The organism is Sorangium sp. So ce327, from assembly GCF_051530205.1.
In the GTDB taxonomy this organism is placed as follows: Bacteria; Myxococcota_A; Polyangia; order Polyangiales; family Polyangiaceae; genus Sorangium; species Sorangium cellulosum_B.
In genome coordinates, this window is the sequence record NZ_CP150330.1 from 3,983,187 (window position 1) to 4,007,427 (window position 24,241).

Here is a 24,241-nt window from a genome sequence, read left to right on the forward strand (position 1 = left end):
GCCGTCGCCCGGGTCAGCCCGGGGCGCGTTGCCAGGTGCCGAGGAGCGACCAGCCGGTGAGCGTGCGCCGCACCGACACGAGCCGCATCCGCTCCCCGACGTCGAGCGCCGCCAGGCTGCGCTCGTCGAACTTGCTCGGGTGGATGTGCTTGCGCGAGAAGCCGTCGCGGCGCGCGATCCACTCGAGCACCGTGGCCTCGAGGAGCGGCAGCGTCGACAGGCGGCCGTAGTTCGGGGTCGTGAGCAGCAGCGCGCCGCCCGGCGCGAGGCGCGCCGAGAGCCCGCGCGCCCAGCGCGACGGATCGAGGGTGTGCTCGACGACCTCCTTCGCGAGCACGACGTCGAACGGCCCGTCGAACCCTCCGCCCGTCGGGAGCTCGTACGGCCCCGGACAGACGGCGAAGCGCTCCGCGCGCGCCGGGTAGAGGCGCCGGCACGCCTCGATGGCGCGCGCGTCGAGATCGCAGCCGTAGAGCTCTGTCGCGGGCGGCGCCCCGGGGATCTCCCCTTCGAGGCCGCAGCCGACGAGGAGCACGCGCGGTCGCGGGCCGCGCGCGGCGATGGCGCGGGCGAGGGGGCGGGTGAGCGCGCCGTGGTAGAGCGACCACGGGAACCGCTCGCGGCGGCGGTGGTTCGAGAAGTAGTCCCCGGGCGGCGCCGCCGTTTCAGCCATCGGGCCCCGCCTGCGCCACGAGCAGGTACTCGGCGGCCGCGTCGCCGCCCGGCGCGAGGCGCCCGAGCGCGTTGACCAGGGCGCGCGCCACGTCGACGGTGAGCGGGCGGAGCGCTGGCATGGCGATCCAGCGGCCGGTGAGCTTGCGCATCACGTAGCCGAGCAAGCTCGGGTACAGCATGAAATCGAACGCCCACGAGGTCGGCCGGCCCGCGATGGGGCGCGTCTCCACGAGGTCGAAGCCCGCGCGCGCGAGGTGATCGCGCCAGCCCGCCTCGTCGTAGAGGTGGACGTGCGAGAACACCCGGTCGAGCGCGTCGCCGTACGCCCGCGAGAGGCCGACCAGGCCCACGGAGCGGAGCGCCTCGGGCAGGGCGAGCTGGTACGTCCAGTCGGGCGTGGGCACGATGAGCACGAACCGCGCCCCGGGCCTGAGCGCGCGCCGGATGTTCACGAGGGCGCCGTGGAGATCGGGCACGTGCTCGAGGCTGCAGTTGGCGATGGCGCTGCCGAAGAACCCCTCGGGCAGGTGGACATTGACGATGTTGCCGCAGATGAGCGTGCGGTACGACGCGGTCCGCTGCGCGCGCTGCACCTCGGTCGGGTTGATGTCGATGCCCCACGCCTGCTTGTCCGGGTAGGCGAGGCGCGCGAACAGGCCATCGCCGCAGCCGACGTCGAGCAGCGGCTCCGGCAGATCGAGCTCGCGCACGGCGCGCAGCCGCACGCACTCGCGGATGGCGAGCGCCGCGGGCGCGAAGGCGTAGTAGGCAGAGAAGTCGTCCGCGTCGAGCGGCCACTCTCGGTCCATGGGAGCGCGCATCACGCGTCGAGGCGCAACGAGCGCCGCTGCGCGCGGACCGCTTCGGTCGGGTGTGGCTCATCGGGGGACTCGACGATGGCCTTGAGCGCTCCGGGATCGAGGTGGGGCAGGGACATGCGCCGCATCCTACCATCGGACACCGCCGGCACCGGCACGCCGGTCGCCATCAAGACGCCGACGAGCTGCCTGGTTGGGTGGCGTACGGCCGCCTTGCAGCGAAGAACGCGCGTCGATAGCCTGGCACGCATGTGGTTGCGTGTGATGGCGGCGATGTCGATGGCCGGCTGTGCGTCGAGCGGGTAGACATACGCGTACGTCATCGAGTCGACCGACGCCGGCCTCGTCGTGGAGGCCAAAGGGATCTTCTTCGCCACGGAGAAGGACACGATCGCCAAGGCGCACGAGAGAGCCCGCGAGGCATGTCCGGAGGGCTATACCGTGCTGTCCTCCAACGAGGGAACGGGCATGAGGACGGAGCGCGGCATCGTATTCCGGCTCCGCTTCCGGTGCGGTCGGGAACCGGTCGCGCGATCCGTTGACCCTCCCTGGTTCTGCGGCCGACAGTCTCAGGAGTGCTTCTCTTCGAGCGACGGGTGCCAGCTGAGACTCCGCGAGCGGTGCGAATCCCTACCACTCGACTGCCACGACTCGTGCGCATCGCAGGACGTCGCGGTGTGCTACGACGTGAGCGACCTCAGTAGCGGCGTTCGGGTAGCCACGCGGTGCAGCAGCGACCAGGGCATCTGCGAGCGCCGAAGGTTCGACGAGTTCAATCACGGAGCGGTGCTTGCCCGGGTGAGCGAGTGCATGGAGCGCCGCTGACCCGTCGACCCAGCCGGCGCCCAGCCGGCGCGAATGCCATCGCAGCCGGTCCCGTGACGCGGTGCTCTTGCGACCTGCTCGGCGGTGGGCGCCGGCCTGGCCGGAGCGCCGCCCGCGCGACCCACGGCGGCCTCGGGTCACGGGTCGAAGCGCCCCTACGACGCGTTGCGCCGGGTGTTACCGAACGTAACGCGAGCGCATCGAAGCGTTACCGAACGTAACGCCACGTGGCCGGACGGCGCGCCCCGGGCGTCCTCCCGGCGATGAACCGAGTAGTAGTTCGACCCCTCGTGTGACACACTCGATGGCGCGTGTGAGGGACATGGCATCAGTCCGCGTTCTCCCGCGCGCCTCCGGACATCGACGGTGGGCAGCGCAGCCATCCTGATGAGCTCTTCGATCGATCGGGGCTCGATCCGGGCGACGTTGCGCGCACGAGCGAACCGGCGCGCTATCCGCTGAAATCAAAAAAATCGAAAGTTCGAATGCGCTGAAGGAGCTGCTGGTCGGCGGGGGCGGTGCGCCGAGGGGCTATTCGAACGATCGCGAACACAGCAATCTTTCGAGCGTCGAGGACCATGCGAAGAATACTTTGTGCTCTTCTGTTTTTGGCTGTCGCCGGCTGCGGCGATGACACGGACACCACGACATCCAGCAGCACGTCGAGCTCGTCGTCCAGCTCGAGCAGCGCGGCGAGCTCCGGCGGGGGTGATGCCTCCGGCGGCGGCGGCGCTGGCGGCGGCGACACCGGCGGGGGCGACACCGGCGGGGGCGGCGCTGGCGCCACCGGCGGCGGCGGGGCCACGGGCGGTGGCGGCGACGGCGGCGGTGGTGGCGCCGGCGGCGCGGCGGAGGCGCACTGGGTCGGGACGTGGACGACCGGCCCGCAGCTGACCGAGCCCAACAACAACCCGCCCGCGCCGGGCCTGGCCAACAACACGCTGCGCCAGGTGATCTATACGTCGATCGGCGGCAAGGGCGTGCGGCTGCTGCTCTCGAACGAGTATGGCGACGGGCCGGTGACCATGGAGTCGGTCCACATCGCGGAGTCGACGACCGCTGACGGCATCAACGTGGCCACCGACCATGCCCTGAAGTTTGCCGGGGCCGATGCGGTGACCATCGCGGTGGGCAAGACGGTCTTCTCCGATCCGATCGAGTACACCATCAAGCCCAACACCAAGATGGCGGTGACCATCAAGTTCGGCGCCGTGCCGGCCGGGATCACCGGGCACCCCGGCTCGCGGACCAACTCGTATATCCAGACCGGCAACGGGGTCTCGGCGGCGAACCTGACCTCCCCTGTGTCCACCCCTCACTGGTACTACATCACGGGCCTCGACGTCGATGCGGCTCCCGAGGCGGCGGCGGTCGTCATCCTGGGGGACTCGATCACCGATGGCCGCGGCTCGGACACGGACGGGAACACCCGCTGGCCGGACTTCCTGTCTCGCCGGCTGCGGTCCAATCAGGGGACCCAGCAGGTCGCCGTGCTGAACCTCGGCATCGGCGGGGGCAACGTGCTCACCGGCGGGCTCGGGCCGACCGCCAAGGCCCGCTTCCAGCGTGACGTCCTGGACCAGCGCGGCGCGAAATGGCTGATCACGTTCATCGGCGTGAACGACATCGGCACCGACAGCCAGCCGCCCGTCGCCGAGAACCTGATCGCGGCCTATGGCGAGTTCATCACCAAGGCGAAGGAGAAAGGGATGCTCGTTTATGGAGCGCCCATCACGCCGCTCGGCACCGGGTACTTCTCCGCAGCCCGCGAGACGACCCGCCAGACGGTCAACACCTGGATCCGCATGAGCGGCAAGTTCGACGAGGTCATCGATTTCGAGCCGGCGGTCGTCGACCCCAGCGATCCTACCAAGCTGAAGGCTGACCTTGACTACCAGGATGACGGGCTGCACTTCAACCCGACCGGCCTGGAAGCATTGGCGAACGCCATCGACCTCTTGCTGTTCGTCCCCCAGCCCAAGTAGAGCGGAGGCCGCTCGTGGGGGGCCCGATCGGGCGCGCGGAGCTCCGAGCTGCCGCGCGCCCGGCGAAGACCACCCGCTCCTCCGGCGGAGAACGCGCCTCGGCCCTCGCATGGCGCTGCGATCAGTAACCTGGACAACTGAGCCGCCAGTGTTAACGCGTTGCGCTATGCGTCCTCACGTATTCAGCCGCACCGGTCCTGAGTAGCCTTGTCTCATGCGCGGGCTCGAGGTGGCGCCGTGAGCCGGATCCTGCTGGTCGAGGACGAGGTCGTCATCCGGACGGAGCTCCGGCGGCTGCTCGTCCGTCACGGGCACGACGTCATCGAGGCGGGGTCGGTCGAGGATGCCTCGGCGGATCACGATCTGCGCGCGTTCGATCTGGTGCTGGCCGACGTGCGTCTGCCGGGCGCGCCGGGCACCGCGCTCGTCGGGCAGTGCGGCGGCGCGCCGGTCGTGCTCATGACGAGCTACGCCACGGTGAAGGCGGCCGTGGACGCCGTGAAGCGCGGCGCTGCGGATTACCTGTCGAAGCCGTTCGATCATGCCGAGCTCGTCGCCCTCCTCGACCATCACCTCCCCGGCGCGCGGCCTGCGCGGAGCGCGCTCCCCGACGTCGCGCCGGGCGCTTCGGTGCCCGTGCCGTCCGCGCCGCCCCTGCCGCCTACCTCTGAAGACGACGAGCTAGAGGGCATGGTCGGCGGCTCTGCGGCCATGCGCGAGGTGTTCGCGCGGGTGCGCAAGGTCGCCCCGAGCGAGGCGACGCTGCTCGTCCTCGGCGAGAGCGGCACGGGCAAGGAGACGCTCGCCCGCGCCGTGCACCGGTTGAGCCCGCGCCGGCAGCTGGCGTTCGTCCCGGTCCACTGCGCGGCCATCCCCGAGGGGCAGATCGAGGGGGAGCTCTTCGGATACGAGCGCGGCGCCGTCCCCGGCGCGATCTCCGCCCGCGCGGGGCTCTGCGAGGCCGCGGAGGGCGGGACGCTGCTGCTCGACGAGATCGCCGAGCTGCCGCCGAAGGTCCAGGCGCGGCTCCTCCGCTTCCTCCAGACGGGCGAGGTGCGGCGCGTGGGCGCGACCCGCGCCCGGCGCGTCGACGTGCGCCTCATCGCGGCGACGCGCCGAGATCTCGTGGCGATGGTGCGCGACGGATCGTTCATGAGCGATCTCTACTTCCGGCTGCGGGTCCTCGAGATCCGCCTCCCGCCGCTGCGCGAGCGGCCGGGCGATGCGGTGCGCCTCGCGGAGTCGCTGCTCCGGCGGCGCGCGTGGGCGATGGGCCGCGCGCCGCTCACGCTGACGCCGGAGGCGCGCGCCGCCATCGCGGCGGCCCCCTGGCCGGGCAACATCCGGGAGCTGGAGAACGCCGTTCACCGCGCGATGGTGCTCGCCGATGCGAGCGAGATCGGGCTGGAGCTGCTCGGGCTCGACGCGCCCCCTCAACCGCCTTCGCCCGCGCCTCTCGCGGACGCGCACGAGGGAGAGCCCCCGTCCGACTCTCTCGAGGGTTATTTCCGCCGCTTCGTCCTCGAGCACCAGCACGAGCTGACGGAGACCGAGATCGCCCGCCGCCTCGGCATCAGCCGCAAGGCGCTGTGGGAGCGGCGGCAGCGGCTCGGGATCCCCCGGCCGCGCTCCTGAGCCTCCGTCGACGGCGGCGTGCCCTCGTCAATTTTTGTTTGACTCGTCGAATGTGAACGTTCACAATTGACTCAGGCACGCTCGGGCAGGGCGGTGACCTGACAACGCCTCCCCTGGGTTTGCTCTTCGCGGAAATTTGAACAGGGAGGCGGGGAGACGGGGAGATCGGTGGAATTTTACTCCCCGTCTCCCTGCCTCCCTGTGAATTTTCCCGAGAGATTCGGGCGAATGCTTCTGGACGGCGACCGCGCGACCACGCCGGGTCGTCACGATCGAGGAGCAGCGTCGCCTCGACGCGTTCGTTTTTCTTTTTCTGGCAGCCGCGCGCCGCGCGCTCTCGCTGACACCTCTTATCAGGCCATCACCATGCACCTTCCTTCCCGAACTACCAACACCCGCTCTCTCAACCGACGCGCAGGCGGTACGGCGTCTGCTGTCTGTCTCCTCGCCCTCGTCGCAAGTTGTAGCGGGGAGTCGCAGGTGGGCGACGGTGATGGCGGCGGCGGCGCCACGGGCGCGACGACCGGCCCTGGAACGGGCGTTTCGAGCAGCAGCGCCTCGGGCGGGAGCGACGGGCAAACGACGAGCGGCGGTTCGACGAGCGCCAGCGGAAGCTCCGCCGCGTCCGGGGGCGGTGACCCCGGTACCGGCGGCGGCGGCGGCGATGGAGGCGACGGCGGCGGCGCCCCGGCCGTCTGCCCCGAGACCTACTCCAATCCTCTCATCTGGCAAGACCTCCCCGATCTGGAGGTCATCCGCGTGGGCGACACCTACTACTACACGGCGTCCACGTTCCACCATTCGCCTGGAGCGCCCCTGCTCCGCTCCTACGATCTCGTCCACTGGGAATACGTCTCCCACTCCGTTCCCCTGCTCGACGTCGACCCGTCGTACGACCTGAACGGGGGTCGATCCTATGTGAACGGCATCTGGGCTTCCACGCTCCAGTACCGGGAGAGCAACAAGACCTTCTACTGGATGGGCTGCATGCACAACAAGGGAGGCGGCTGGGTCTTCACGGCCAAGTCCCCCGAAGGTCCCTGGGAGAAGCACAAGGGCGGCTGCTACTACGACATGGGGCTGTTGATCGACGACGACGACACCATGTACGTGGCCTCCGGAAACAACACGATCAGCGTGGCGCAGCTGAGCGCAGACGGCTTCAGCCAGGTCAAGAGTCAGACGGTGTTCCAGACGCCGGGCAACCTCTCCGGACCGCTGGAGGGCTCTCGCTTCATCAAGAAGGATGGGAATTACTACATCTTCACCACGCAATACGCGAACGGTGAGTACGTGCTTCGCTCGACGAGCGGGCCCTTCGGTCCCTACGAGCTGCGGCCCTTCGCGGTCAAGCTGCCCTACGCCGGCGCTCCGGGCTCCGGCGGCGCCCCGCACCAGGGCGGCGTCGTCCAGACGCAGAACGGCGACTGGTACTACCTCGGGTTCAACGACTCGTACCCGGCGGGCCGCATCCCGGTGATGGCCCCGATGACCTGGGCCGACGGCTGGCCCTCGCTCACCCTGGTGGACGGCAAGTGGGGAGGTACGTACCCCTTCCCGAACCTGCCCTGCGGATCGAACCGGGTGAAGCCGCCTGTGACCAAGGACACCTTCGCGGAGGCGACCCTGCGCCCCGAGTGGGAGTGGAACCACAACCCCGACCGCACCAAGTGGTCGTCCGGGGCCGGGCTGACCCTGCAGACGGCGACGGTGACCGACGATCTGTACGCCGCTCGAAACACGCTGACGCGCCGTATCGAAGGACCCGTCTCGATCGCGACGATCGAGCTCGACTATAGCAAGATGCAGAACGGCGACGTCGCCGGCCTCGCTGCCCTGCGCGACGTGTCGGCGTGGATCGGCGTCAAGAAGACCAACGGGGCAGCGCGCGTCGTGATGACCAACGGCGTCAACATGAACACCTCCTGGGCCACGACGGGCAAGGGCACCGAGGCGGCGGGCGCCGACGTGTCGGGCAACAAGATCTGGCTGCGCGTGGAGGCCAACGTCCGCACGGATAACGGCGGAGCGCAAGCGCGCTTCTCCTACAGCACGGACGGCGCTCGGTTCACCAACCTGGGCAACACGCTCAACATGAACAAGAACTGGCAGTACTTCCTCGGCTACCGGTTCGGCATCTTCAACTACGCCACGCAGTCCCTGGGCGGCTCGGTGAACGTCGCGTCCTTCGAGGTAACCAAGCCGTAAGATGCGAGCCGGCCGCCTGCATCGTCATCGGCGTGACCGAGAGCGAGAGCCCCAGGGGCCCGCTCCGGGACGCGCCGGCGCGCCCGCCGGCTCGCGCACCGCACGGGGTGGCGTCGGGCCGGCGGCGTTCTTCGATGACGATGGAGAGGTGTGCCTCGACGGGCGGTTGGCTCCCTCGGGCCGCTCCTGCGCAGGGGCGAGCGGGCCGTGGGGGAGGCGGAGCGGGGCGAGTCTAGTTCTTCGTCGGCGCGGGCGCGCCGCTCTGGATCCACTGGCGGAGGGACGCGAGCTCGGCGCTCGTCACGCTCGGCTTGCCGTCCGCGGCCTGCGGCATGACGCCCGTCTGGCAGGTGCCGCCGGCGGAAGGCCTGCATCCGGCGCTCGCGGCCGTCCCTGCGACCTTGAGGTAGAGCCAGCTCTGGTCCGGATTTCCCGGGACGATGAGCTTGAACTGCCCACCGCCCTTGGCGGTCTTGTTGACGAGGCCCGCGACGATGTCCGTCGAGCTGATGTCGCCGCCGAGCGACAGGCCTGCTGCGGGACCGGTCGACGGCGCAGCGTGGCAACCGCTGCACTTGTGGATCGCGCTCTCGAAGATCGGACGGATGGTCTCGTGGAACACGCCGGACTCCTCGGGCAGGGGGTTTCCCGGATCCGTATCCGGCTTCAGGTCAGGATTGATGACCTGAGCGATCGCGTCCATCTCGTAGCACTGGGCGGCCACCGCGTCCTTCAGCTTCTGGTCGGTGGGCGACATGCCCTTGGCGACACGGTACTTCTCCCAGACGTTGTCGATCCAGCCGTGCAGCTTCCAGAACATGTAGTTGTCGATGTTCGTGAACTGGTTGCCGAGGCCGTGATCGGTGTTCTGGGGGCGCACCCACTTGAAGTGGAGATCCCCGTGAAGGCCGCTGGCCTGCAGGCTGGTGCCGGGGATGGCCTGGCCGGCGAAGCACTGGAGCCACATACCGAGCGCGCCCTCGTCCGGGAAGCGGCTCAGGTTCTCCGGCTTGTCGATCTCGTCGCCGATCTTCGCGTTGGCGAGCGTCGTCGCGCTCCAGGCCCTGAAGTCCGATCTCCACTGCTGGGGCACCTCCTCCGCCGTCGTGGGGAACTTCTTGAAGCCCTCGAACTGCTCCGAGTGCTTCGGCCAGAGCTGCTTCAGCGACTGGATCATGTGCCGGTGCATGGCGAGGAACTGGAAGCCGTCGCCCGTGCTCTTGCACTCCTGGTCCGCCGGGACCGGGACCGCCGACCTGCAGATATTGACCCTGCTCATGCCCATGCCGCCATTGCAGCGCCGGATGCTGTGCCACTCGAAGTGGGCGGCTTGCCATTCGTTCTGCTCCATCCAGGAGATGACCTCCGGCTGGACCGTGAGATCGATCTGGTTGTTCTTCACGAACTCCGCGGCGCCGTCCTTCATCGTCGCGTCGCTGGGATGGGGATCGTAACCATCCACGCAATGATCCTTCGGGTGCGTGTCGCCCGTCCCGCTCGAGCCGCCGGTGCCACCGGCGGGATCTCCGCTCGACGAGGAGGAGCCCGTTGTCGCGGCGGCGCTGGAGGGGTCGCCCGCGCCGGCGCTGCTGCTGCCGGGGCCGGCGCTGGTGCCGGTCAACGAGGAGGTCGTGGTGGAGGTGGACGACACGCCGCCGCCTGCTCCACCAGAGCCCCCGACCTCGGGATCTTCGCCGCCACAGGCGCCCAGCAGCAAGGCCGTGACGCACGAGAGGAAACCGAACGTGCGTTGAGACATCTTGCCCAATGACACGGTGGACGGACCTGCCTGATCGTTGATTCGCATGGTGCTCCTCGTTACCGCTGGATGCCGGACCGCTGGGTGCCGGATGCATGCTTCCGCGCAGCCGCTGAGCTAGACGCCAGAGGGAGCATCGGCCGACCGCCGGTGTCATTTGCGTAGCACGAGGCTTCCGAGCAGAGAAGCGGGTGTAAATTTGCTCCACAACGATCATCGCCGTCGTTGGATGAGCCGCGGGGAGAGGGAAAGTAAAGAGTTTTTAATAAGTCAAGGGTGATCCCCGATCACCCCAGGTGACGAGGGTTCCGTGCGCCATCCGCCTTCCTCTTGGAAAAGTGAAGCTGTATCGATGGTTGATCCCGTTCAGTGAGGCCATAAATTGCCCGTTGCTGCCCAACCGTTCCGCTGACCTGCGAGATCGAGGGCTCCATGGGAAGGCGAGCTCCGCAGGCCAGCGATGCTGGACGCGGCGAGCGACCTCATCCGAAGTTGACCCGGGACGGCTGCGCCTTTGATAGCCTGGCCGAGCGGGGCGCTGCTGTGCGTACCGGCGCTTCGGGGGAGCACGGGACCATGAACGAGAGCCATGTGAATGGTGGTGTTGCAGCGGGCGCGGAGCTGGAGATGCTCCGGCGGCGCAATGCTGAGCTCGAGCGGGAGCTCGCCGAGAGGCGGCGCGTGGAGACCGCCCTGCGGGCGAGCGAGGCGCGGTTCCGGGCCATCGTCGAGGGCCAGACCGAGCTCATTTGCCGTTTCCGGCCGGATGGCACGCTGACCTTCGTCAACGAGGTCTACTGCCGATTCTTCGACAAGACGCCGGAGGAGCTGGTCGGCCATCGCTTCACACCACTCATCCCCGAGGAGGACCAGCGGTTACTAGAGAAGCAGTTCGCGACCGTCGGCCCCGAGAACCCCATCCTCCACACCGAGCACCGGGTCCTGTGCCCGGACGGATCGGTCCGCTGGCTACAGTGGACCAACCGCGCCCCGGTCGGTGATGAGGGGCTGCACGCCGAGTTCCAGTCCATCGGAGTCGATGTCACCGAGCGCCGGCGGGCGGAGGACGAGGTGAGGCGCCTCAACCGCGAGCTCGAGCAGCTGGTTCGTGAGCTATCGACCCCGCTCATGCCGGTGGCGGATCAGGTCATCGCGATGCCGCTGGTCGGCTTCCTGGACGCCGCCCGCGCCGCGGCGGCGCTCGAGACCCTCCTCCAGGGGGTCACCACGTACAACGCCAGGACGGTGGTCGTGGATATCACCGGTGTGGGGGTCTTCGACGCCCAGGTGGCCGACGCGATGATCCGGCTGGCCAAGGCGGTGAAGCTCCTCGGCGCCCAGGCGGTGCTCACCGGCATCCAGCCGCGGATCGCGCAGTCGTTGATCGAACAGGGCGTCGGCCTCGGCGACCTCGTGACGCTTCAAACCCTGAAGGAGGGTATCGCCTTTGCGCTGCGGCGCGAACACCGCGGCTCTCGAGCGCCGGCCCGCGAGCGGGCAGCTCGATGAGCTCTCGGAGATCGTCACGGAGCATGTGAAGCGGCCCGCGGGCGCGTCCTCTGCCTCGTTGACCCCCTCGCGCGGTGCGATCTGCCTTATGACCATCCACGTCGTCCGCCAGGGCGAGCTTCCGGCCGCCATGGCGCGTCGCTGCTGAGGGCGATGCTTCCGGCGGACGAGGTCATCAAGAAGCTGGTGGACGTGCTCGCGCCGTACCTCGGCGAGAACATGGCGCGCGCGGCCGTGCGCAGCCAGGCGGACAAGCTGGAGTTCAAGCACGGGCGCCTCTCCCCTGCCGACGTGGAGCGCTTGCTCGACGCGGTCGCGCCGGGGCTCGGCGTGTTCGTCGGGCGCGACAAGGCCCAGCGGATCCTCGACGAGGCGCGCGCCGCGATCGGGGCGCAGGGAGGGGCTTGATGACGCGCGTCCCCGTTCGCCGCGTGGCGCCGGTGGTGGTGACGATCGTGTGCGCGGTGTACGTCCCGCGCCTGCTGCCCCAGTCCGCCGAGCTCTCCGAGCGGCTCCTCCCGACGTCGGTCGTCGACACCGTGGGCCCGCTCGTGCGGCTCGCGTGCCTCGCGGTCGCCGCCGTGTTCGGCCTGCGCAGCGCCGCGCGCCTCGAGCGCGACAACCCGGCGCGCGGCCCGTGGTTCCTGCTCGGCGCGTGGCTCGCGCTCTTCACCCTGGGCCAGGTCGGGCTCGTGTACTATCCGCTCGTCGCGCGCGCGCCCACGCCGCTGCCGTCCATCGCGGACGCCGCGTTCCTCCTGGGATATGCGCTGCTGATCGCCGCGTCGGTGCGCTTCGTCTTCGTGTACCGCGCGTCCGGCTTCCCCGTCGGCGGCGCGCGCGAGCACCTCGGCATCGCCGCGGGCGCGGCGGCGGCGATGGCGATCATCGGTTATCCCCTGCTCGCCCCGATCGCGCGCGCGCCGGTGCCGCTCGGCGAGCGGCTCATCAACATCGCCTATCCCATCCTCGATCTGATCGCGCTCGTCCCCGCGCTGGTGATGCTGCGGATCGCGCGCGCCTTCCGCGGCGGCAAGGTGTGGGCCATCTGGGGATGGCTGCTCGCGGGCTGCGCGCTCATGGCCGTGGGAGACATCCTGTTCGCGTTCTTCTCCTCGGCGAAGGTGACCGCGTTCGGGCCAGGCGTGGACATGATGTTGCTCCTCGGCTACTTCGCGGCGGCGTGCGGGACGATGCTTCAATACGAGACGATCACCGACTGACGACGGTGGTGCGGTGGTTGCCACAGGTCACAGGACGCCCCGGCGGCGCGCGATGGCACGGTCAGGGTGTGGCGGCGGGCGTGACATGTCACGCTGTCGGGTGTGACATGTCACGCTGTGGGGTGTGACATGTCACGGAGGCTCGCCCGGCGCAGAGGTCGAGCCGTCGGCCCGGCGCGCGCCGCGGCTCGCCCATGGGGGTCGAATTTGGCGCGCTGGTGCGCTTGCGCTGCGTCCATGGATGTCACGCCGGGGAGGGCGCGGCAGGCGGCATGCGCGTTGCGTGAACGCTCGCTCGCGACACCCATCCACGGGCGCGCGGCGCCGCCGCGCCATCACACGGAGCTGAGCGCCATGATGTCTGCGCCGATACCGATGACGACAATGAATCTCCTCTCGAGGTCCCTCTCTGTCGAAGAGCGGATCGACGAGGCGGTCCTCTGCGCCAACGTGCCGAGCCCGCTGTCCTCGGTCGCGTTCCATGAGGACGTCGAGTGCATCCGCAGGTTCTTCGCCGCGGGGTTCCCGGTTCACCTGGCGGTTCATCGGGTGGACAGCGCCGAGGCGGCGCGCCGGGATTACACGGCGCTGCACACCCACGACGGCCCGGAGATCAACCTGATCCTCCCGGATCCCGCGGGCCTCGAGTACCGCGTCGAGCTCGGTTCCCGCGTCCAATACGTCACCGAGAGCACGAGCATCTGGATCCCGCCGGGCGTCCCGCACTCGGCGAACGTGGTCCGGGGCTCTGGCTACTTCATCACCGCGCGCTTCGACCACGGGGGGGCGAGATGAGACGTGACCTTCCTCGGAGCCTCGACAAGGACGCCGGCGTCAGGAGGCCCGCCGTGGCGGCGTCGAGCGCCGCGCAGGCCTACCGGAGAGGGAGCCTCTGGCAGAGGGGGCGCGGCGAGCGCCTCATCGCGTTCGCCGGCGTGAGGCGGGGCGAGCTCGTGCTCGACCTCGGCTGCGGCACCGGCGGCCTCACGCGGCAGCTCGCCGAGCTCGTGGGCCCCGACGGGCGCGTCCTTGGGTTCGATCCGGACGAGGCGCGGATCGCGCTCGCCCGGCGCACCGCAGGCGCGCCCAACCTGGAGTTCCAGGTGGCGGCGGCCGAGAGCCTCGGCGAGGTCGCCCGGGACCGCCGCTTCGATCTCGTCTTCTCGAACTTCGTGTTTCACTGGATCCGCGACAAGCGCGCGGTCCTCCGCCGGATGCGCGACCTGCTCCGCCCCTCAGGCCGCATCCTCGTCCAGTGCGTCTCGTCGCTCCCCGCGCTCGTCGGGGAGCTCTCGCGGCTCGCCGACCCTTCGGGGGAGAAGATCCTGCGGGATTTCGCCTTCGAGGACGCCGCGGCGCTCGGGCACCACGTCGAGGGCGCCGGGCTGCAGCTGCTCCGCCTGGAGGAGCAGCATGGAACTCACGTGTATCCGACGCTGGACGCATTGCTGAGGTGGTGGCAGGCGACGACCCACGAGCGGTTCGACCCACGGGCCATCGAGCCCGCGGCGCTCTCTCGGTTCGCCGAGCAGCACGGCGACGGCGGTGTGTTCCGGGTGCGCGAGACGTTCTGCTGGTTCGAGGCGCGGCTCGCCCCGGCGCACTCGTGGGGACGCGAAGGCTGACCCCCTGAATCTCGAGGGTCTTTTCTGGATTGCGTCGACGTTTGTCTGGTCTCGGGGCCAGGACGACGCGATGCTCCTGGTCGCCGCGCCCCGTTCTTTTCCGAGGTGGGCTACCATCGGCTCTCCGCAGCCTCCCGCGGCGGCGCCCGCACCCAGGACCGATCCGGATGTCGATCTTCGAGCTCTCGTTCCAGTCCGGGGAGGCCTCGCTCTCCGTGCGCCGTGTCGTGGTCCAGGAGGCTGTCTCCGAGCTCTTCGCCGTCTCGGTGTGGGCCCGGTCCAGGCTCTCGGATCTCGAGCTGGAGTCGCTCGTCGGCCAGAGCGCGTCGCTCCAGATCCAGCCCGACGCTGCGCACCTCCACTGGCTGAGCAGCAGGCTCTGGCAAGGCGTGTGCAGCCACGTGGAGCAGGTGCAGGCCGAGCCGACGGGGCTCTCGACGTACTACCTCCGCATCGTGCCGCGCCTCTGGCTGCTCACCCAGCGCCGCGGCCACCGCGTCTACCAGCACCTCTCCATCCCCGACATCGTCGACGCGCTCCTCGGCGAGTGGGCGATCGAGCCGGCGTGGAAGATCGATCGCGGCGCGTACCCCAGGCTCGAGTACAAGGTGCAGCACGGCGAGAGTGATCACGCCTTTCTCTCACGCCTCCTCGAGGAGGCGGGCATCGCCTACACCTTCCCGGACCACGGGGCGGACACCAAGCTCACGCTGAGCGACAAGCTCGAGGCGGAGCCGCTGCGGCCGGGGCCGCCGCTGCCGTACGTCGACAACCCCATCGAGACCGCCGAGCGCGAGTTCGTCACCAGGGTGCGGCTCGGCCACGAGGTCCGGCCCGGCGCGAGCACGGTCCGCGGCCACGACTTCCGCAAGCCCTCGTTCGCGCTCACCGGCGAGGCGCCCCCGGCGCCCGCGCCCGAGGCGAAATACGAGCAGTACCGCTACGAGCCCGGCGCGTTCCTCGCGGCGAGCGCCGGGGGCGGCGCGCCCGTCGGCGACGCCAAGGGCGTTTACCGCCACGACCCGAAGCACGGGGCCGATCTCTCGACGCGGGTCCTCGCGGCGATGCGCGCCGACAAGCGCGCCGTGCTCTTCGAGGCCAACGTGATCGACCTCTACCCCGGCCGGGTCTTCGCCGTCGATCAGCACCCGCACCCGGAGTTCGGAAGAGGGCCGCTCTTGGTGGCCGAGCTCGAGATCGTGGCCTCGCTCGGCGAGCCGTGGAGCGTGCGCGGGCGCGCGCTCTTCGCCGATCCCAAGGTCCCGTACCGGCCGGCGCGCAAGACGCCCAGGCCGGTCGCGTCCGGGCTGCAGAGCGCGACCGTGGTGGGGCCGCCGGGCGCCGAGATCCACACCGACGAGCTCGGGCGGGTGCGCGTGCAGTTCCCGTGGGATCGCGAGGGCAAGCTCGACGACAACAGCTCGTGCTGGATGCGCGTGAGCCAGGGCTGGGCGGGCGCCGGGTTCGGGATGTTCATGCTCCCCCGCGTCGGCCAGGAGGTGCTGGTGGCCTTCCTCGACGGCGATCCAGATCTCCCGATCGTGGCCGGGCGCGCCTTCAACGGCCGCGAGCTCGTGCCGTACAAGCTGCCGGATCACAAGACGGTGAGCACCTGGAAGAGCAGCTCGTCGCCCGGCGGCGCGGGTTACAACGAGATCAAGTTCGAGGACCAGGCGGGCCAGGAGCTCGTCTACATGCAGGCGCAGCGCGACAGGAACCAGCTCGTCAAGCGCGATGAGGTCGAGCGCACCGCGCGCCACAAGCGGAGCACCGTGGGCGGCGACGAGCACGTGGTCGTGAAGGGCGCGCGAAGGCAGCTCGTCCACGGGGGCGACCACGTGCACGTGAAGCTGGACCAGCGAACCGCCGTCGACGGCTCGGTGTCGCTCACGGTCGCGGTGAACCGGGACGAGCGCGTGGGCGCGGACCACGCGCTCGAGGCCGGCAAGCAGATCCACATCAAGGCGGGCGCGACGCTGGTGCTCGAGGCCGGCCAGCGGCTCACCATCAAGGGGCCAGGAGGCTTCATCGACATCCACCCGGGGGGCGTCGATATCGTGGGATCCATCGTCAACATCAACAGCGGCGGCGCGCCGGGCGCCGGCCAGGGCGCGAACCCGGCGGCGCCGCTCGAGGCCGAAGAGGCGCACCCCAAGGACACGCCGTCTCCCTGAGACGAGGAGGAGCGAGATCATGCCCGCCGCCGCGCGCCTCACCGATCTGCACACCTGCCAGACCCACCCTGGGACCACGCCGCTCGTCTCGTCGGCCAGGACGGTGAACATCGGCTTCCTGCCCGCGGCGCGGGTCGGCGATCGCGCCGCGTGCCCGGCCAGCGCCGCGATCGTCCAGGGCTCGGCGACCGTGTTCATCGAGGGCGCCATGGCCGCGCGGCTCGGCGACGAGACGGCGCCGAAGGGCGCGATCGTGACGGGGTGTCCGACGGTGAACATCGGCTCGACCCCCACCATCGATGCGCTGCTCGCCGCGTCCGTGTCGGGGACTCCGTTCCTCGATTGCGAGAGCTGCCGGATGGACGGCGCCGGGTGAAGGCGCTGCTTTATGTGACATCAGGGCTGCTCGCCGGGCGGCGCGTGCGCCTCCAGGCCGGCGAGGCGCTGCGCGTGGGGCGCCTCGGGCGGGCCGAACTCGTGATCTCGCAGGATGAGCAGATGGCGCCGGTCCACTTCGAGATCGCGTGGGACGGCGCCGCGTGCCGGCTCGTCGATCGGAGCCGCCGGGGGACGCAGGTCGGCGGCAAGGCGGTCGCCGAGGCCACGATCGGCGACGGCGCCCTCGTCGTCGCGGGGCAAACCCACTTCCTGCTGCGGCTCGTGCCCGACGAGCTGGGCGCCGATCTCCCGCCTGCGCTGCCGCGCCCGCCGCCGTCACGGGAGCTGCTCGCCGCGCGGGCGGTCGCGCTGGAGGCGCTGCAGAGCGAGCCGGAGCCGCTCTTCGCCCTCCTCGACGCCGCCCGCGAGCGGCGCATCCTCACGCTGCTGCGCGGCTGCGAGGACGAGAATCGCTCGCTCTTCGAGGGCGTCGCCGGCGAGGCGATGGCTCGGGCGGCGCCGCACCTGGTGAGAATAGAGAAGGGGTCGGCGCTCCTGCCGGTGCTCGTGAACGAGGGGTGGGGCGAGAGCTGGGGAGTCTACCTGACCGGGCGGAGGCCTCTTCGAGAGGTGCGGCAGAGATTGCGTCGGTCGCTGATCGTGAGGGACGAAGAGACGGGGAAGGGGCTCTATTTCCGGTTCTACGATCCGCGGGTGCTGCGGTTGTTCCTGCCGTCGTGCTCGGCGCGGCAGCGGAGCGAGATCCTGGGGACGGAGATCGGCGGGTTCGTCATCGAGGGCGAGACGGGCGAGGTGCTGCGGCTCGGGGGGGCGTGACGGCGCCTGTCCGGATCCTCAGGATGCGCGCCGCTGCCTGACCTGCACCACGCGCCCCAGCGCCGCCGCCTGGAGCGCCACCGGCTCGGCCTCCCGCTCGTCCATCGCCGGGTGCACCGCCGCGATCACCCGCGCTCGGAAGCGCGCCGAGAGCGGCAGCGCCTCGGCGATCGAGGCCGGCAGGTAGATGACGAGCGGCTGCGTCTCTCCCGCGACGCGCAGCAGCCCGCGCAGGTGCGGCCCGCCCAGCACCTTGCGCTTCTGGTAGTGACGCTGCTCCAGGAGCGCGCGCTCGACCTGCGCGTTCGCGAGCTCCACCCGGCCCCTCTTTCCGTGGCCGAGCGCCTCGCGGATCTTCCCGCACAGCGCCTCGGCGACGGCGGGCGCCGTCGTGACGCCCGGCGTGGCGAGGAATTTCTCGGCGGCCCCGAGCGCCGCCGCGAGCGCGTCGTCGCCTGTCGCGAGCGGCGTCGCGGTGGAGACCAGCGCCTTCAGCGTCTCCACTTCGTCAAAGGACAGCGACAGCTCGCCCTCGACCAGCTCGAGGGGCGGCACCGGCATGCCGCGCTTGCCGGCGGCGCGCGCGAGCGCCCCGTGCACGCCCGCGACGTCGGCGGCCGCGCCGCGATCGAGGATCTCGAAGACCTGCGCCCGATCCTCGATCTCGGCGGGCTCGTCGGAGAGGGCCGGATCGTCGGCCTCCGGGTCGAGGGGCTCGGCCTCCATGGCGTCGAGCAGGCGCTGCCAGGCCGGCTTGCGGACGATGCGCGGCACGCTCTTCCGATCGAACCAGACGAGCACCAGCGTGTCCCGCTGCGCCGGCGCGAGCGCGGCGCTGGCGTCTGCTGCCCCGCCTGTGCCCGCGAGCATCGCGCCGATGGTCTGCGGCGCCGCCGGCGCGTGCGGGATCATGCCCATGGCGCTCGACCCGGGCTGCGGAGCGCCGGCCGCCCAGGGGCTCACCGGCTCGCCGGGCGAGGCCTTCGCGATCGGCGGGGCAGGGATCGGAGAAGGGGTGTTCGGAGAAGGGGTGTTCGGAGGAGGGGTGTTCGAAGGAGGGGTGTTCGATGCGGCCGCGGGGGGCGGCGCCGAGGACGGGGCGACGAAGGGGAGAGGCACCTTCGTCGCATCCTCGGTGAGATCGCCCGTCTGGCCCTCGGCCGAGCTCGGCTTCGGCCCGACACCGGGCGGCTCGGCCGGCCGCGGAGCGGGCGCCTCGGGAGGAGGCGGCGCGGGCGGCACCGCGCGAAAGGGCATGATCGACGCCTGCACGGCGTCGAGCGACTTCGCCGGCATGTCGACGGTCTGCTTCGACGGGCCGAGGGAGGGAGGCGTCACCCTGGGCGCGGCCGGGGCCACCCGCGGCGGCGGCTGGGGCCCCGGCGCCGACGGGGTGGGTGCCTCGACCGGCGCCTGCCTCGCGGGCCGCTCCAGCGAGACGCGGATCTGCCCTGACTCCTTGGGGCTCGCGAGCGGGAGCTGGCCTCGCCAGGTCAGCGTGCAGAGGAGGCGATCGGTGTCGATCACGAGCGTGTCGCAGCGCATGGTGAGATCGCGCGGCCCGCCGGCGCGGCCGGTGACGGTCGCCCGCGGGCGGACGCCGGGGAGGCTTGTGACGAGGCGCGGGTGGCGAGGATGGAGGTTCTCGAGCACGATCTGCTCGTCCTCGCGGAGCTGCAGCAGGCGCTGATCGAGCGGAGCGACGTTGAAGAAGGTGCGATCGAAATCCTCCGGCAGCGGGCTCGAGAGGAGCGCTCCCGACGACCAGGCCGCCGCGTGCCTGCCGAGCCTGCTGCGCCGCAAAGGCCAGGTGGGGGCGATGGGCCCGAAGCCCACCGCCGCGATGGGGTCGTCCGGGCTGGCCACGGCCCGATCCACGGGGAGGAGGTTCGGGACGGCGGCCCTGCCGCGGGCGTCGCGCGCCTGGCGATGGATGCCCGCAGGGTTGTCCGTGTCCGGCCCGCCCGCGGCGCGCTCGTAGGCGAGCGGCATCGCCGTGAAGTGCGCTCCTTCCTGGAGCTCGCCCTCCTGGGTGAACAGGCGATCGCAGAACACCTGAATGGGCTTGTCGATATCGCCCACCGCCATCCGCGCGATCAGCGACCGCGCGGGGCTGCCGCCGGGCGCGTGGGCGTGGCCGACGAGGACGATATCGGCGCCCTGCTTGAGCGGCGCGAGATCGCTCGCCTCGATCAGGCTGCGCGCGGGGTCGTCGTCCAGGTGCGCGTCGCGCTCGCGGATCGGCTCCTGCGCGGGCGCGAGCGGCGACTCGCCCGGCGCGAGCGTGAACGTCGCCTTGCAGACGACGGTGAGCACCCAGGTCAACGAGCGCACCTGCCAGAGGAGCGAGGCGACGGGGAGCGGCCCGTCGGAGACGACATCCATAGGTGGGCCGACGGTACCACCACTCCGGCCGATTGGATTCGGTCAGGCGCGGCGCTCCGCGCCGTCAGGAGGCGCGCGGGCTGTCCGCGATGAACGGGAGCCCTGCCGCGGCCGCGTCCCGGAACGCCTGGGCCGAGGCGGCGGCCCGCTGCAGGCACGGCCAGCACGGCTCCTGCGCGTCGTCGGGATCCTCCACCGGCGCTGCCGCGGCGCGCGGGCGCTGGGCCGGGACCGCCGCGGCGGGAGAGGGCGCGGGCTGGGCCAAGTCCTTCCCGGAGCCACCCTGGTCCGGGGCCTCCGCGAGGTGCACCTGCCCCGCCGCGAGCGCGGCCGCGAGGTGGTCGATCACCTCGCGATCGTCCGGCGATATCGAGAGCCAGGGCCGATCCTCGCGGAGGAACCGCCGCAGCTCGTGCAGGATCTCGGCGCGCGCGCCGAGCGAGGCGATGGTGCGCCGCGCCGCGAGCCGATCTCCGCGAAGCGGCACGCGATCGCCCTGGGGCGGCTCTTCCCATGACCAGAAGAGATCGATCCACCGCTCCTCGGCCGGCCTCGCGGGCCCGCCGCCCTCCGGCGAGACAAGGTCGAGAAAACGCTCGTTCAACCGCAGCCGCAGCACGGAGGCAGGTTATCATGCCCGGGGCCGCGCCGGGCGGCCCCGCCGCGAGGTGATGGATGGATGACGCCGCGCTCGATCGAATCGTTCAGCACCTCTGGGGCGCGGAGGCGGATCTGGTCTACGCCGTCCTCGACGGCGCGCGCGACACGGCGATCTCCGGCTCGGTGCGCTCCTCGGACCTGCCGCACTGCTGCCTCCTCGCGGGCGAGCTGGGCCCGGAGCTGGCCCAGGTGGCGCCCTACCTGGTGAGGCTCCAGCGATCGGGGGAGTTCACGCGACGCCTGCTCCGGCTCGGGTGGGGGAAGAGCTGGGGTATCTTCCTCGCCACGCCGTCTCCCCTCGAGACCGTGCGGCGGCACCTGCGCCGGCTGCTCCGCGTCCTGGGCCCGGACGGAGCGGCCATGTTCTTTCGCTACTACGACCCGCGGGTATTGCGCACCTACCTGCCCACGTGCAACGCTGGCGAGCTCGGCGAGGTGTTCGGTCCTGTCCTTCGCTATGCGGTCGAGGGCGAAGACACCGGGGAGCTCGTCGTGTTCCGGCGCGCCGGGCCCGAGCTCGCGCGCTCCGTGGTCGACCTCCGCGCGGCCGCGCCGGCGTGAAGCCGAAGCGCGGCCCTGTTGCTCCATGCGCGTGTCGTTCGCGTTGACGCAAGAAATGCAGGTCGCTGCCCATGATCCTGGCCGCGGATCCTCGGCAACGCCACCTTGCCAGCTCGCGATGAAGCCCGGCGGGACGTCGGCGCGCGGATTGCACGTCGTGAGTCCAGTGCGACCAACGCTTTTCGAGATCGTGGTCAAGACGGCCGTGACCCACTCTGTCACCTACACCATCGTGGGTCTCCTGGCGTCTTCGCTGCTCGATTATACGCGGTTCTTCGCAGAGTCCAGCCTGAACCTCCTGATGCGGCCGACGAGCGATCCCTGGGTGATGGCGGGACCGCTCTTCCAGCCCATCCGGGGAGCGATGTTCGGGGGGGTCTTCTATCTGCTGCGCGAGCCGCTCTTCGGGAAGAGGAACGGGTGGCTGGTGATGTGGATCGCCCTGGTGGTGATAGGCATCCTTGGCACGTTCGGACCGTCTCCGGGATCCATCGAGGGGATGCTCTATACGACGTTGCCGACATGGGTCCACCTCAGGGGTCTTCCAGAGGTTCTCCTGCAGTCCCTGTCTCTGTCGCTGCTGCTGTCAACCTGGGTCCATCATCCGGAGAAGAGATGGTTGCGCTGGACGATGGGAATTTCCTTCTCGGTGCTGCTGTCGTTCCCCGTCATCGGCCTGCTGGTAGGTCAGCCACGGTAGCCGAGCCCACCTCGCTGAAGCGACCGTCACTCCTCCCTGAGGAGCCCGCGAAAGACGTCCACGTAGCTGACGATGCCGACCAGCGCGCCTTCTCCGTCGACGACCGGGAGCGCCCCGATCTTGTTGTCGAGCATGAGCTCCATGAGCTCGGTCACGTCCGCGTCCGGACTGGCGCTCACGACATTGCCGCTCATGATCGTGGACACCGGCGCGCCGGCCTTCCGCGGCGCTGCGCCGGCCCCCGCGGTGTCCTCCGCGTAGGGCGACTGGAGCGCGCGCAGGTCGCGATCGCTGAGCATCCCGACCAGCTCACCCTGCTCGTCGACGACCGGCACGTGGCGGAAGTCCATCGTCTGGAGCACGTTCACCGCCTCGCCGATGGGGTCGTCGACCCGCACGGTCCGGGGGTTCTCGGTCATGAGCTCGGCGGCGCAGATCTTGGGCAGCGGCATCACATGCACGTGTAGAGCAACTTCCGGACCAGTCGCTCTTTCGATGATGTCGAGCTCGCCGGGCGAGCGAGCGGGCCCACCCGCCGGCCCGTCGAAGGCGCCGAGGGCCTCTCCGAGGCGCGCGGCAAGGGGCGCGGCACGACGCGACACGACGAGATGATAAAGGCGCTCGGCGGCGGGGGCCTCCGAGGGGCGGAGCCACCAGATCGTCTTTGGCCGCGGTGGACACAGCCGCCGCGCCCGCCCCGCCACGCCGCGAGGTGACGGCGTGGCCCTGCGCGGCTAAGCTCGCCCTCGTGCCGTTCACCCGGAAGACCAACCCCCTGCGCCGCCTGCCCGCGCTCGCGCTCGCAGCGCTGACGGCGATCGCCGGCGCCGCCTGCGTCAGCAAGCCGACGATGCAGCTCGATCACGCCGAGATCACAGGGATCCGCATCGCCTTCCCGCCGAGCCTCGGCATCCTCATGACCGTCGTCGTCAACGTCCACAACCCGAACTCGTACGACGTGGCGGTGCGCGCTGTCCGCGGCCAGGTCGTGCTCGCCGGCCGCTACCCGCTGCCGGTCGACTTCCGGGCCGACGGCGACGGCGTATGGCTCCCTTCCGACCGCACGACCCAGGTCCGCGTCCCCGTCAGCGTCCCCGTCGATCTTGGCTTCCAGCTGCTCCGGGAGACGCTCACGTCGCCCGTCATCCCGTACCGCTTCAGCGGCCGGGCGGACGTCACCGCGACGCGCACCTTCCGGCTCGAGGCCGACGATTACTCGGTCGACGAGCACGGCGTCGTCGCCCGCAACCAGATCGAGACCGCCCTCGGCATCCTGCGATAACACCCGCCGCGCCCGGAGCCTGCTGGGGCGGCGCGGGCGGGGCGCGCGTGCTCGCTGCGCCGTACCTCGCGCGGAGGCCGCTCGTGAAGTCGACGCTCGCTGCCGTGCACAGCGGCCTTCACGCGCCGTCGTCGGGGCTCGTGCTGCTGCGCGGCCTCGACCGGCGGACGCTGGGCGGGGCGGCGTGACGCAGCCGCGTGGCGAGCGCGCCGCAGCTCCACGATAGCCACGTGCTTTCCGGGACGCTCGCGTTCAACCTGCCGATGGGCCGCGCGTGGCCCGCGGCTTGGGCGCGCGGATGCACTCCGAACGCGGCGCCAGCTGGCAAACGGTGTCGCGGCTGGCTCCGGCGGCGCGCCTGGGTTGCGGCAGCGACGGGGAGCCGCGCCTCACTCATCCGCGACGGACCACGTCCGCATCCTGGCGGGCCAACACCGCACCTTGAGCGAGACCGAGCATCGGAGGCGCTGCCTTCACTCCACGGCCTGCGGGAGGCGATATCGATTGCTGGATCGAGACGAGAGCGCCATTGCGGCCGAGCGCACGCCGACGCACGCGGGGGCCGGGACGGCGGGAGAGGCGAAGTAGCCGCATCGACCACCCGACACGAGCGGCTACGGCCGCTTGCCGGAGCAGTAGGGCATCTCCCTGGTGAACTCGGGGTGAGCCAGCACGGCCTGGACTGCCTCGGCGACGCTGAGGTTCTCCCCAAGCGGCAGGAGAGCCAGGACGTAGGTCACCTGCTCCTCGATGCAGGTGGGCGACACTCCGGAATCCTCGTCGATCCCGGGTGGGCCCGCATCCTCAGGAGGTTTGCCCGGAGCGTTGCCTGAATCCTCGTCGATTTCGGTCGGGCCCGCCTCCTCAGGAGGTTTGCCTGGAGCGTTGCCTCCGGATGTCCCTCCGCACGCCGGGAGTGCGGCTGCGAGCGCGACGACCACGAACCAAAGCCTTGACTGGCGCATGTGCCCTCTCCTGATGTCTGCGTCTGCAGGCCGGCGG

The 24,241-nt window shown here is 70.7% G+C and carries 22 protein-coding genes; 14 read left to right on the plus strand and 8 right to left on the minus strand.

What is annotated here, in order from left to right; all coding sequences use genetic code 11:
• Positions 1-13: 13 nt before the first annotated feature.
• The 3 genes from WME95_RS15030 to WME95_RS15040 are packed head-to-tail and all read right to left on the minus strand — an operon-like array spanning position 14 to position 1,882.
• Complete coding sequence (locus tag WME95_RS15030) at positions 14-673, minus strand: class I SAM-dependent methyltransferase (RefSeq protein WP_012235320.1); 660 nt, start codon at positions 671-673, stop codon at positions 14-16.
• Positions 666-1,484, minus strand: a complete 819-nt coding sequence (locus WME95_RS15035; RefSeq protein WP_437871888.1) for a class I SAM-dependent methyltransferase — start codon at positions 1,482-1,484, stop codon at positions 666-668. Before WME95_RS15035 ends, WME95_RS15030 begins: the two co-directional genes overlap by 8 nt.
• Before the next feature lie 11 nt (positions 1,485-1,495).
• Positions 1,496-1,882, minus strand: coding sequence for a hypothetical protein (locus tag WME95_RS15040; protein WP_437909062.1), 387 nt, complete (start codon positions 1,880-1,882; stop codon positions 1,496-1,498).
• A 1,014-nt stretch (positions 1,883-2,896) separates the two neighbouring features.
• Here WME95_RS15040 and WME95_RS15045 point away from each other — a divergent pair.
• From WME95_RS15045 to WME95_RS15055, 3 genes are all read left to right on the plus strand, one after another.
• Entirely contained in the window at positions 2,897-4,303 is a 1,407-nt protein-coding gene (locus tag WME95_RS15045) for an SGNH/GDSL hydrolase family protein (RefSeq protein WP_437909063.1), read from the plus strand.
• 237 nt (positions 4,304-4,540) lie between these two features.
• Positions 4,541-5,938 carry a sigma-54-dependent transcriptional regulator gene (locus WME95_RS15050; protein ID WP_437909064.1) on the plus strand — a complete coding sequence of 466 codons (1,398 nt, stop codon included), beginning with the start codon at positions 4,541-4,543 and terminating at the stop codon, positions 5,936-5,938.
• Positions 5,939-6,304: 366 nt separating this feature from the next.
• Positions 6,305-8,146: a glycoside hydrolase family 43 protein gene (locus WME95_RS15055; protein WP_437909065.1), complete on the plus strand. Its 1,842-nt coding sequence runs from the start codon at positions 6,305-6,307 to the stop codon at positions 8,144-8,146.
• A 232-nt stretch (positions 8,147-8,378) separates the two neighbouring features.
• Here WME95_RS15055 and WME95_RS15060 read toward each other — a convergent pair whose 3' ends face one another.
• A complete protein-coding gene (locus tag WME95_RS15060; RefSeq protein WP_437909066.1) occupies positions 8,379-9,953 on the minus strand; it encodes a hypothetical protein in 1,575 nt (524 codons plus the stop codon).
• A gap of 528 nt (positions 9,954-10,481) precedes the next feature.
• Between WME95_RS15060 and WME95_RS15065 the strand changes: the two genes are divergently transcribed.
• The 8 genes from WME95_RS15065 (at position 10,482) to WME95_RS15100 (ending at position 17,651) form a co-directional block, all read left to right on the plus strand.
• Positions 10,482-11,414 (plus strand): PAS domain S-box protein, encoded by a 933-nt coding sequence (locus WME95_RS15065; protein ID WP_437909067.1) that lies wholly within the window; start codon positions 10,482-10,484, stop codon positions 11,412-11,414.
• Between the two features lie 153 nt (positions 11,415-11,567).
• Positions 11,568-11,822, plus strand: a complete 255-nt coding sequence (locus tag WME95_RS15070) for a hypothetical protein (protein WP_437909068.1) — start codon at positions 11,568-11,570, stop codon at positions 11,820-11,822.
• Positions 11,822-12,637 carry a hypothetical protein gene (locus WME95_RS15075; protein ID WP_437909069.1) on the plus strand — a complete coding sequence of 272 codons (816 nt, stop codon included), beginning with the start codon at positions 11,822-11,824 and terminating at the stop codon, positions 12,635-12,637. The genes WME95_RS15070 and WME95_RS15075 overlap by 1 nt, the downstream gene beginning before the upstream one ends.
• A 375-nt stretch (positions 12,638-13,012) precedes the next feature.
• The gene (locus WME95_RS15080) at positions 13,013-13,432 is read left to right on the plus strand and encodes a hypothetical protein (RefSeq protein ID WP_437552530.1); all 420 of its coding nucleotides are present in this window, start codon (positions 13,013-13,015) and stop codon (positions 13,430-13,432) included.
• On the plus strand, positions 13,429-14,262 hold the full coding sequence (locus WME95_RS15085; protein ID WP_437909070.1) for a class I SAM-dependent methyltransferase: 834 nt from the start codon (positions 13,429-13,431) through the stop codon (positions 14,260-14,262). Before WME95_RS15080 ends, WME95_RS15085 begins: the two co-directional genes overlap by 4 nt.
• Before the next feature lie 167 nt (positions 14,263-14,429).
• Positions 14,430-16,436, plus strand: a complete 2,007-nt coding sequence (locus WME95_RS15090; RefSeq protein WP_437909071.1) for a type VI secretion system Vgr family protein — start codon at positions 14,430-14,432, stop codon at positions 16,434-16,436.
• A 19-nt stretch (positions 16,437-16,455) separates the two neighbouring features.
• On the plus strand, positions 16,456-16,812 hold the full coding sequence (locus WME95_RS15095; protein ID WP_437909072.1) for a PAAR domain-containing protein: 357 nt from the start codon (positions 16,456-16,458) through the stop codon (positions 16,810-16,812).
• A complete protein-coding gene (locus tag WME95_RS15100; RefSeq protein WP_437909073.1) occupies positions 16,809-17,651 on the plus strand; it encodes a DUF4123 domain-containing protein in 843 nt (280 codons plus the stop codon). Before WME95_RS15095 ends, WME95_RS15100 begins: the two co-directional genes overlap by 4 nt.
• An 18-nt stretch (positions 17,652-17,669) precedes the next feature.
• Here WME95_RS15100 and WME95_RS15105 read toward each other — a convergent pair whose 3' ends face one another.
• Together WME95_RS15105 and WME95_RS15110 are read right to left on the minus strand one after the other, a co-directional pair.
• Positions 17,670-20,036 (minus strand): DUF2169 domain-containing protein, encoded by a 2,367-nt coding sequence (locus WME95_RS15105; RefSeq protein WP_437909074.1) that lies wholly within the window; start codon positions 20,034-20,036, stop codon positions 17,670-17,672.
• Between the two features lie 64 nt (positions 20,037-20,100).
• Positions 20,101-20,640: a hypothetical protein gene (locus WME95_RS15110; protein ID WP_437909075.1), complete on the minus strand. Its 540-nt coding sequence runs from the start codon at positions 20,638-20,640 to the stop codon at positions 20,101-20,103.
• A gap of 71 nt (positions 20,641-20,711) precedes the next feature.
• Here WME95_RS15110 and WME95_RS15115 point away from each other — a divergent pair, with 71 nt between their 5' ends.
• Both WME95_RS15115 and WME95_RS15120 read left to right on the plus strand, forming a co-directional pair.
• The gene (locus WME95_RS15115; protein WP_437909076.1) at positions 20,712-21,257 is read left to right on the plus strand and encodes a DUF4123 domain-containing protein; all 546 of its coding nucleotides are present in this window, start codon (positions 20,712-20,714) and stop codon (positions 21,255-21,257) included.
• A 190-nt stretch (positions 21,258-21,447) separates the two neighbouring features.
• Positions 21,448-21,957, plus strand: coding sequence for a hypothetical protein (locus tag WME95_RS15120; RefSeq protein WP_437909077.1), 510 nt, complete (start codon positions 21,448-21,450; stop codon positions 21,955-21,957).
• A 26-nt stretch (positions 21,958-21,983) separates the two neighbouring features.
• On the opposite strand, the gene WME95_RS15125 is transcribed toward WME95_RS15120, so the two are convergent.
• Positions 21,984-22,409 (minus strand): CBS domain-containing protein, encoded by a 426-nt coding sequence (locus tag WME95_RS15125; RefSeq protein WP_437909078.1) that lies wholly within the window; start codon positions 22,407-22,409, stop codon positions 21,984-21,986.
• 296 nt (positions 22,410-22,705) lie between these two features.
• Between WME95_RS15125 and WME95_RS15130 the strand changes: the two genes are divergently transcribed.
• Positions 22,706-23,239, plus strand: a complete 534-nt coding sequence (locus WME95_RS15130; protein WP_437909079.1) for an LEA type 2 family protein — start codon at positions 22,706-22,708, stop codon at positions 23,237-23,239.
• Between the two features lie 614 nt (positions 23,240-23,853).
• Here the strand turns inward: WME95_RS15130 and WME95_RS15135 are convergent.
• The gene (locus tag WME95_RS15135) at positions 23,854-24,006 is read right to left on the minus strand and encodes a hypothetical protein (RefSeq protein WP_437909080.1); all 153 of its coding nucleotides are present in this window, start codon (positions 24,004-24,006) and stop codon (positions 23,854-23,856) included.
• Between the last annotated feature and the right edge of the window lie 235 nt (positions 24,007-24,241).

Coding starts and splice junctions, on each gene's coding strand:
- WME95_RS15080 (WP_437552530.1), top strand. CDS start 13,013: ATGACGACAATGAATCTCCTCTCGAGGTCCCTCTCTGTCGAAGAGCGG.
- WME95_RS15075 (WP_437909069.1), top strand. CDS start 11,822: ATGACGCGCGTCCCCGTTCGCCGCGTGGCGCCGGTGGTGGTGACGATC.
- WME95_RS15115 (WP_437909076.1), top strand. CDS start 20,712: ATGGATGACGCCGCGCTCGATCGAATCGTTCAGCACCTCTGGGGCGCG.
- WME95_RS15045 (WP_437909063.1), top strand. CDS start 2,897: ATGCGAAGAATACTTTGTGCTCTTCTGTTTTTGGCTGTCGCCGGCTGC.
- WME95_RS15070 (WP_437909068.1), top strand. CDS start 11,568: ATGCTTCCGGCGGACGAGGTCATCAAGAAGCTGGTGGACGTGCTCGCG.
- WME95_RS15030 (WP_012235320.1), bottom strand. CDS start 673: ATGGCTGAAACGGCGGCGCCGCCCGGGGACTACTTCTCGAACCACCGC.
- WME95_RS15125 (WP_437909078.1), bottom strand. CDS start 22,409: ATGCCGCTGCCCAAGATCTGCGCCGCCGAGCTCATGACCGAGAACCCC.
- WME95_RS15055 (WP_437909065.1), top strand. CDS start 6,305: ATGCACCTTCCTTCCCGAACTACCAACACCCGCTCTCTCAACCGACGC.
- WME95_RS15105 (WP_437909074.1), bottom strand. CDS start 20,036: ATGGATGTCGTCTCCGACGGGCCGCTCCCCGTCGCCTCGCTCCTCTGG.
- WME95_RS15090 (WP_437909071.1), top strand. CDS start 14,430: ATGTCGATCTTCGAGCTCTCGTTCCAGTCCGGGGAGGCCTCGCTCTCC.
- WME95_RS15065 (WP_437909067.1), top strand. CDS start 10,482: ATGAACGAGAGCCATGTGAATGGTGGTGTTGCAGCGGGCGCGGAGCTG.
- WME95_RS15060 (WP_437909066.1), bottom strand. CDS start 9,953: ATGCGAATCAACGATCAGGCAGGTCCGTCCACCGTGTCATTGGGCAAG.
- WME95_RS15085 (WP_437909070.1), top strand. CDS start 13,429: ATGAGACGTGACCTTCCTCGGAGCCTCGACAAGGACGCCGGCGTCAGG.
- WME95_RS15035 (WP_437871888.1), bottom strand. CDS start 1,484: ATGGACCGAGAGTGGCCGCTCGACGCGGACGACTTCTCTGCCTACTAC.
- WME95_RS15095 (WP_437909072.1), top strand. CDS start 16,456: ATGCCCGCCGCCGCGCGCCTCACCGATCTGCACACCTGCCAGACCCAC.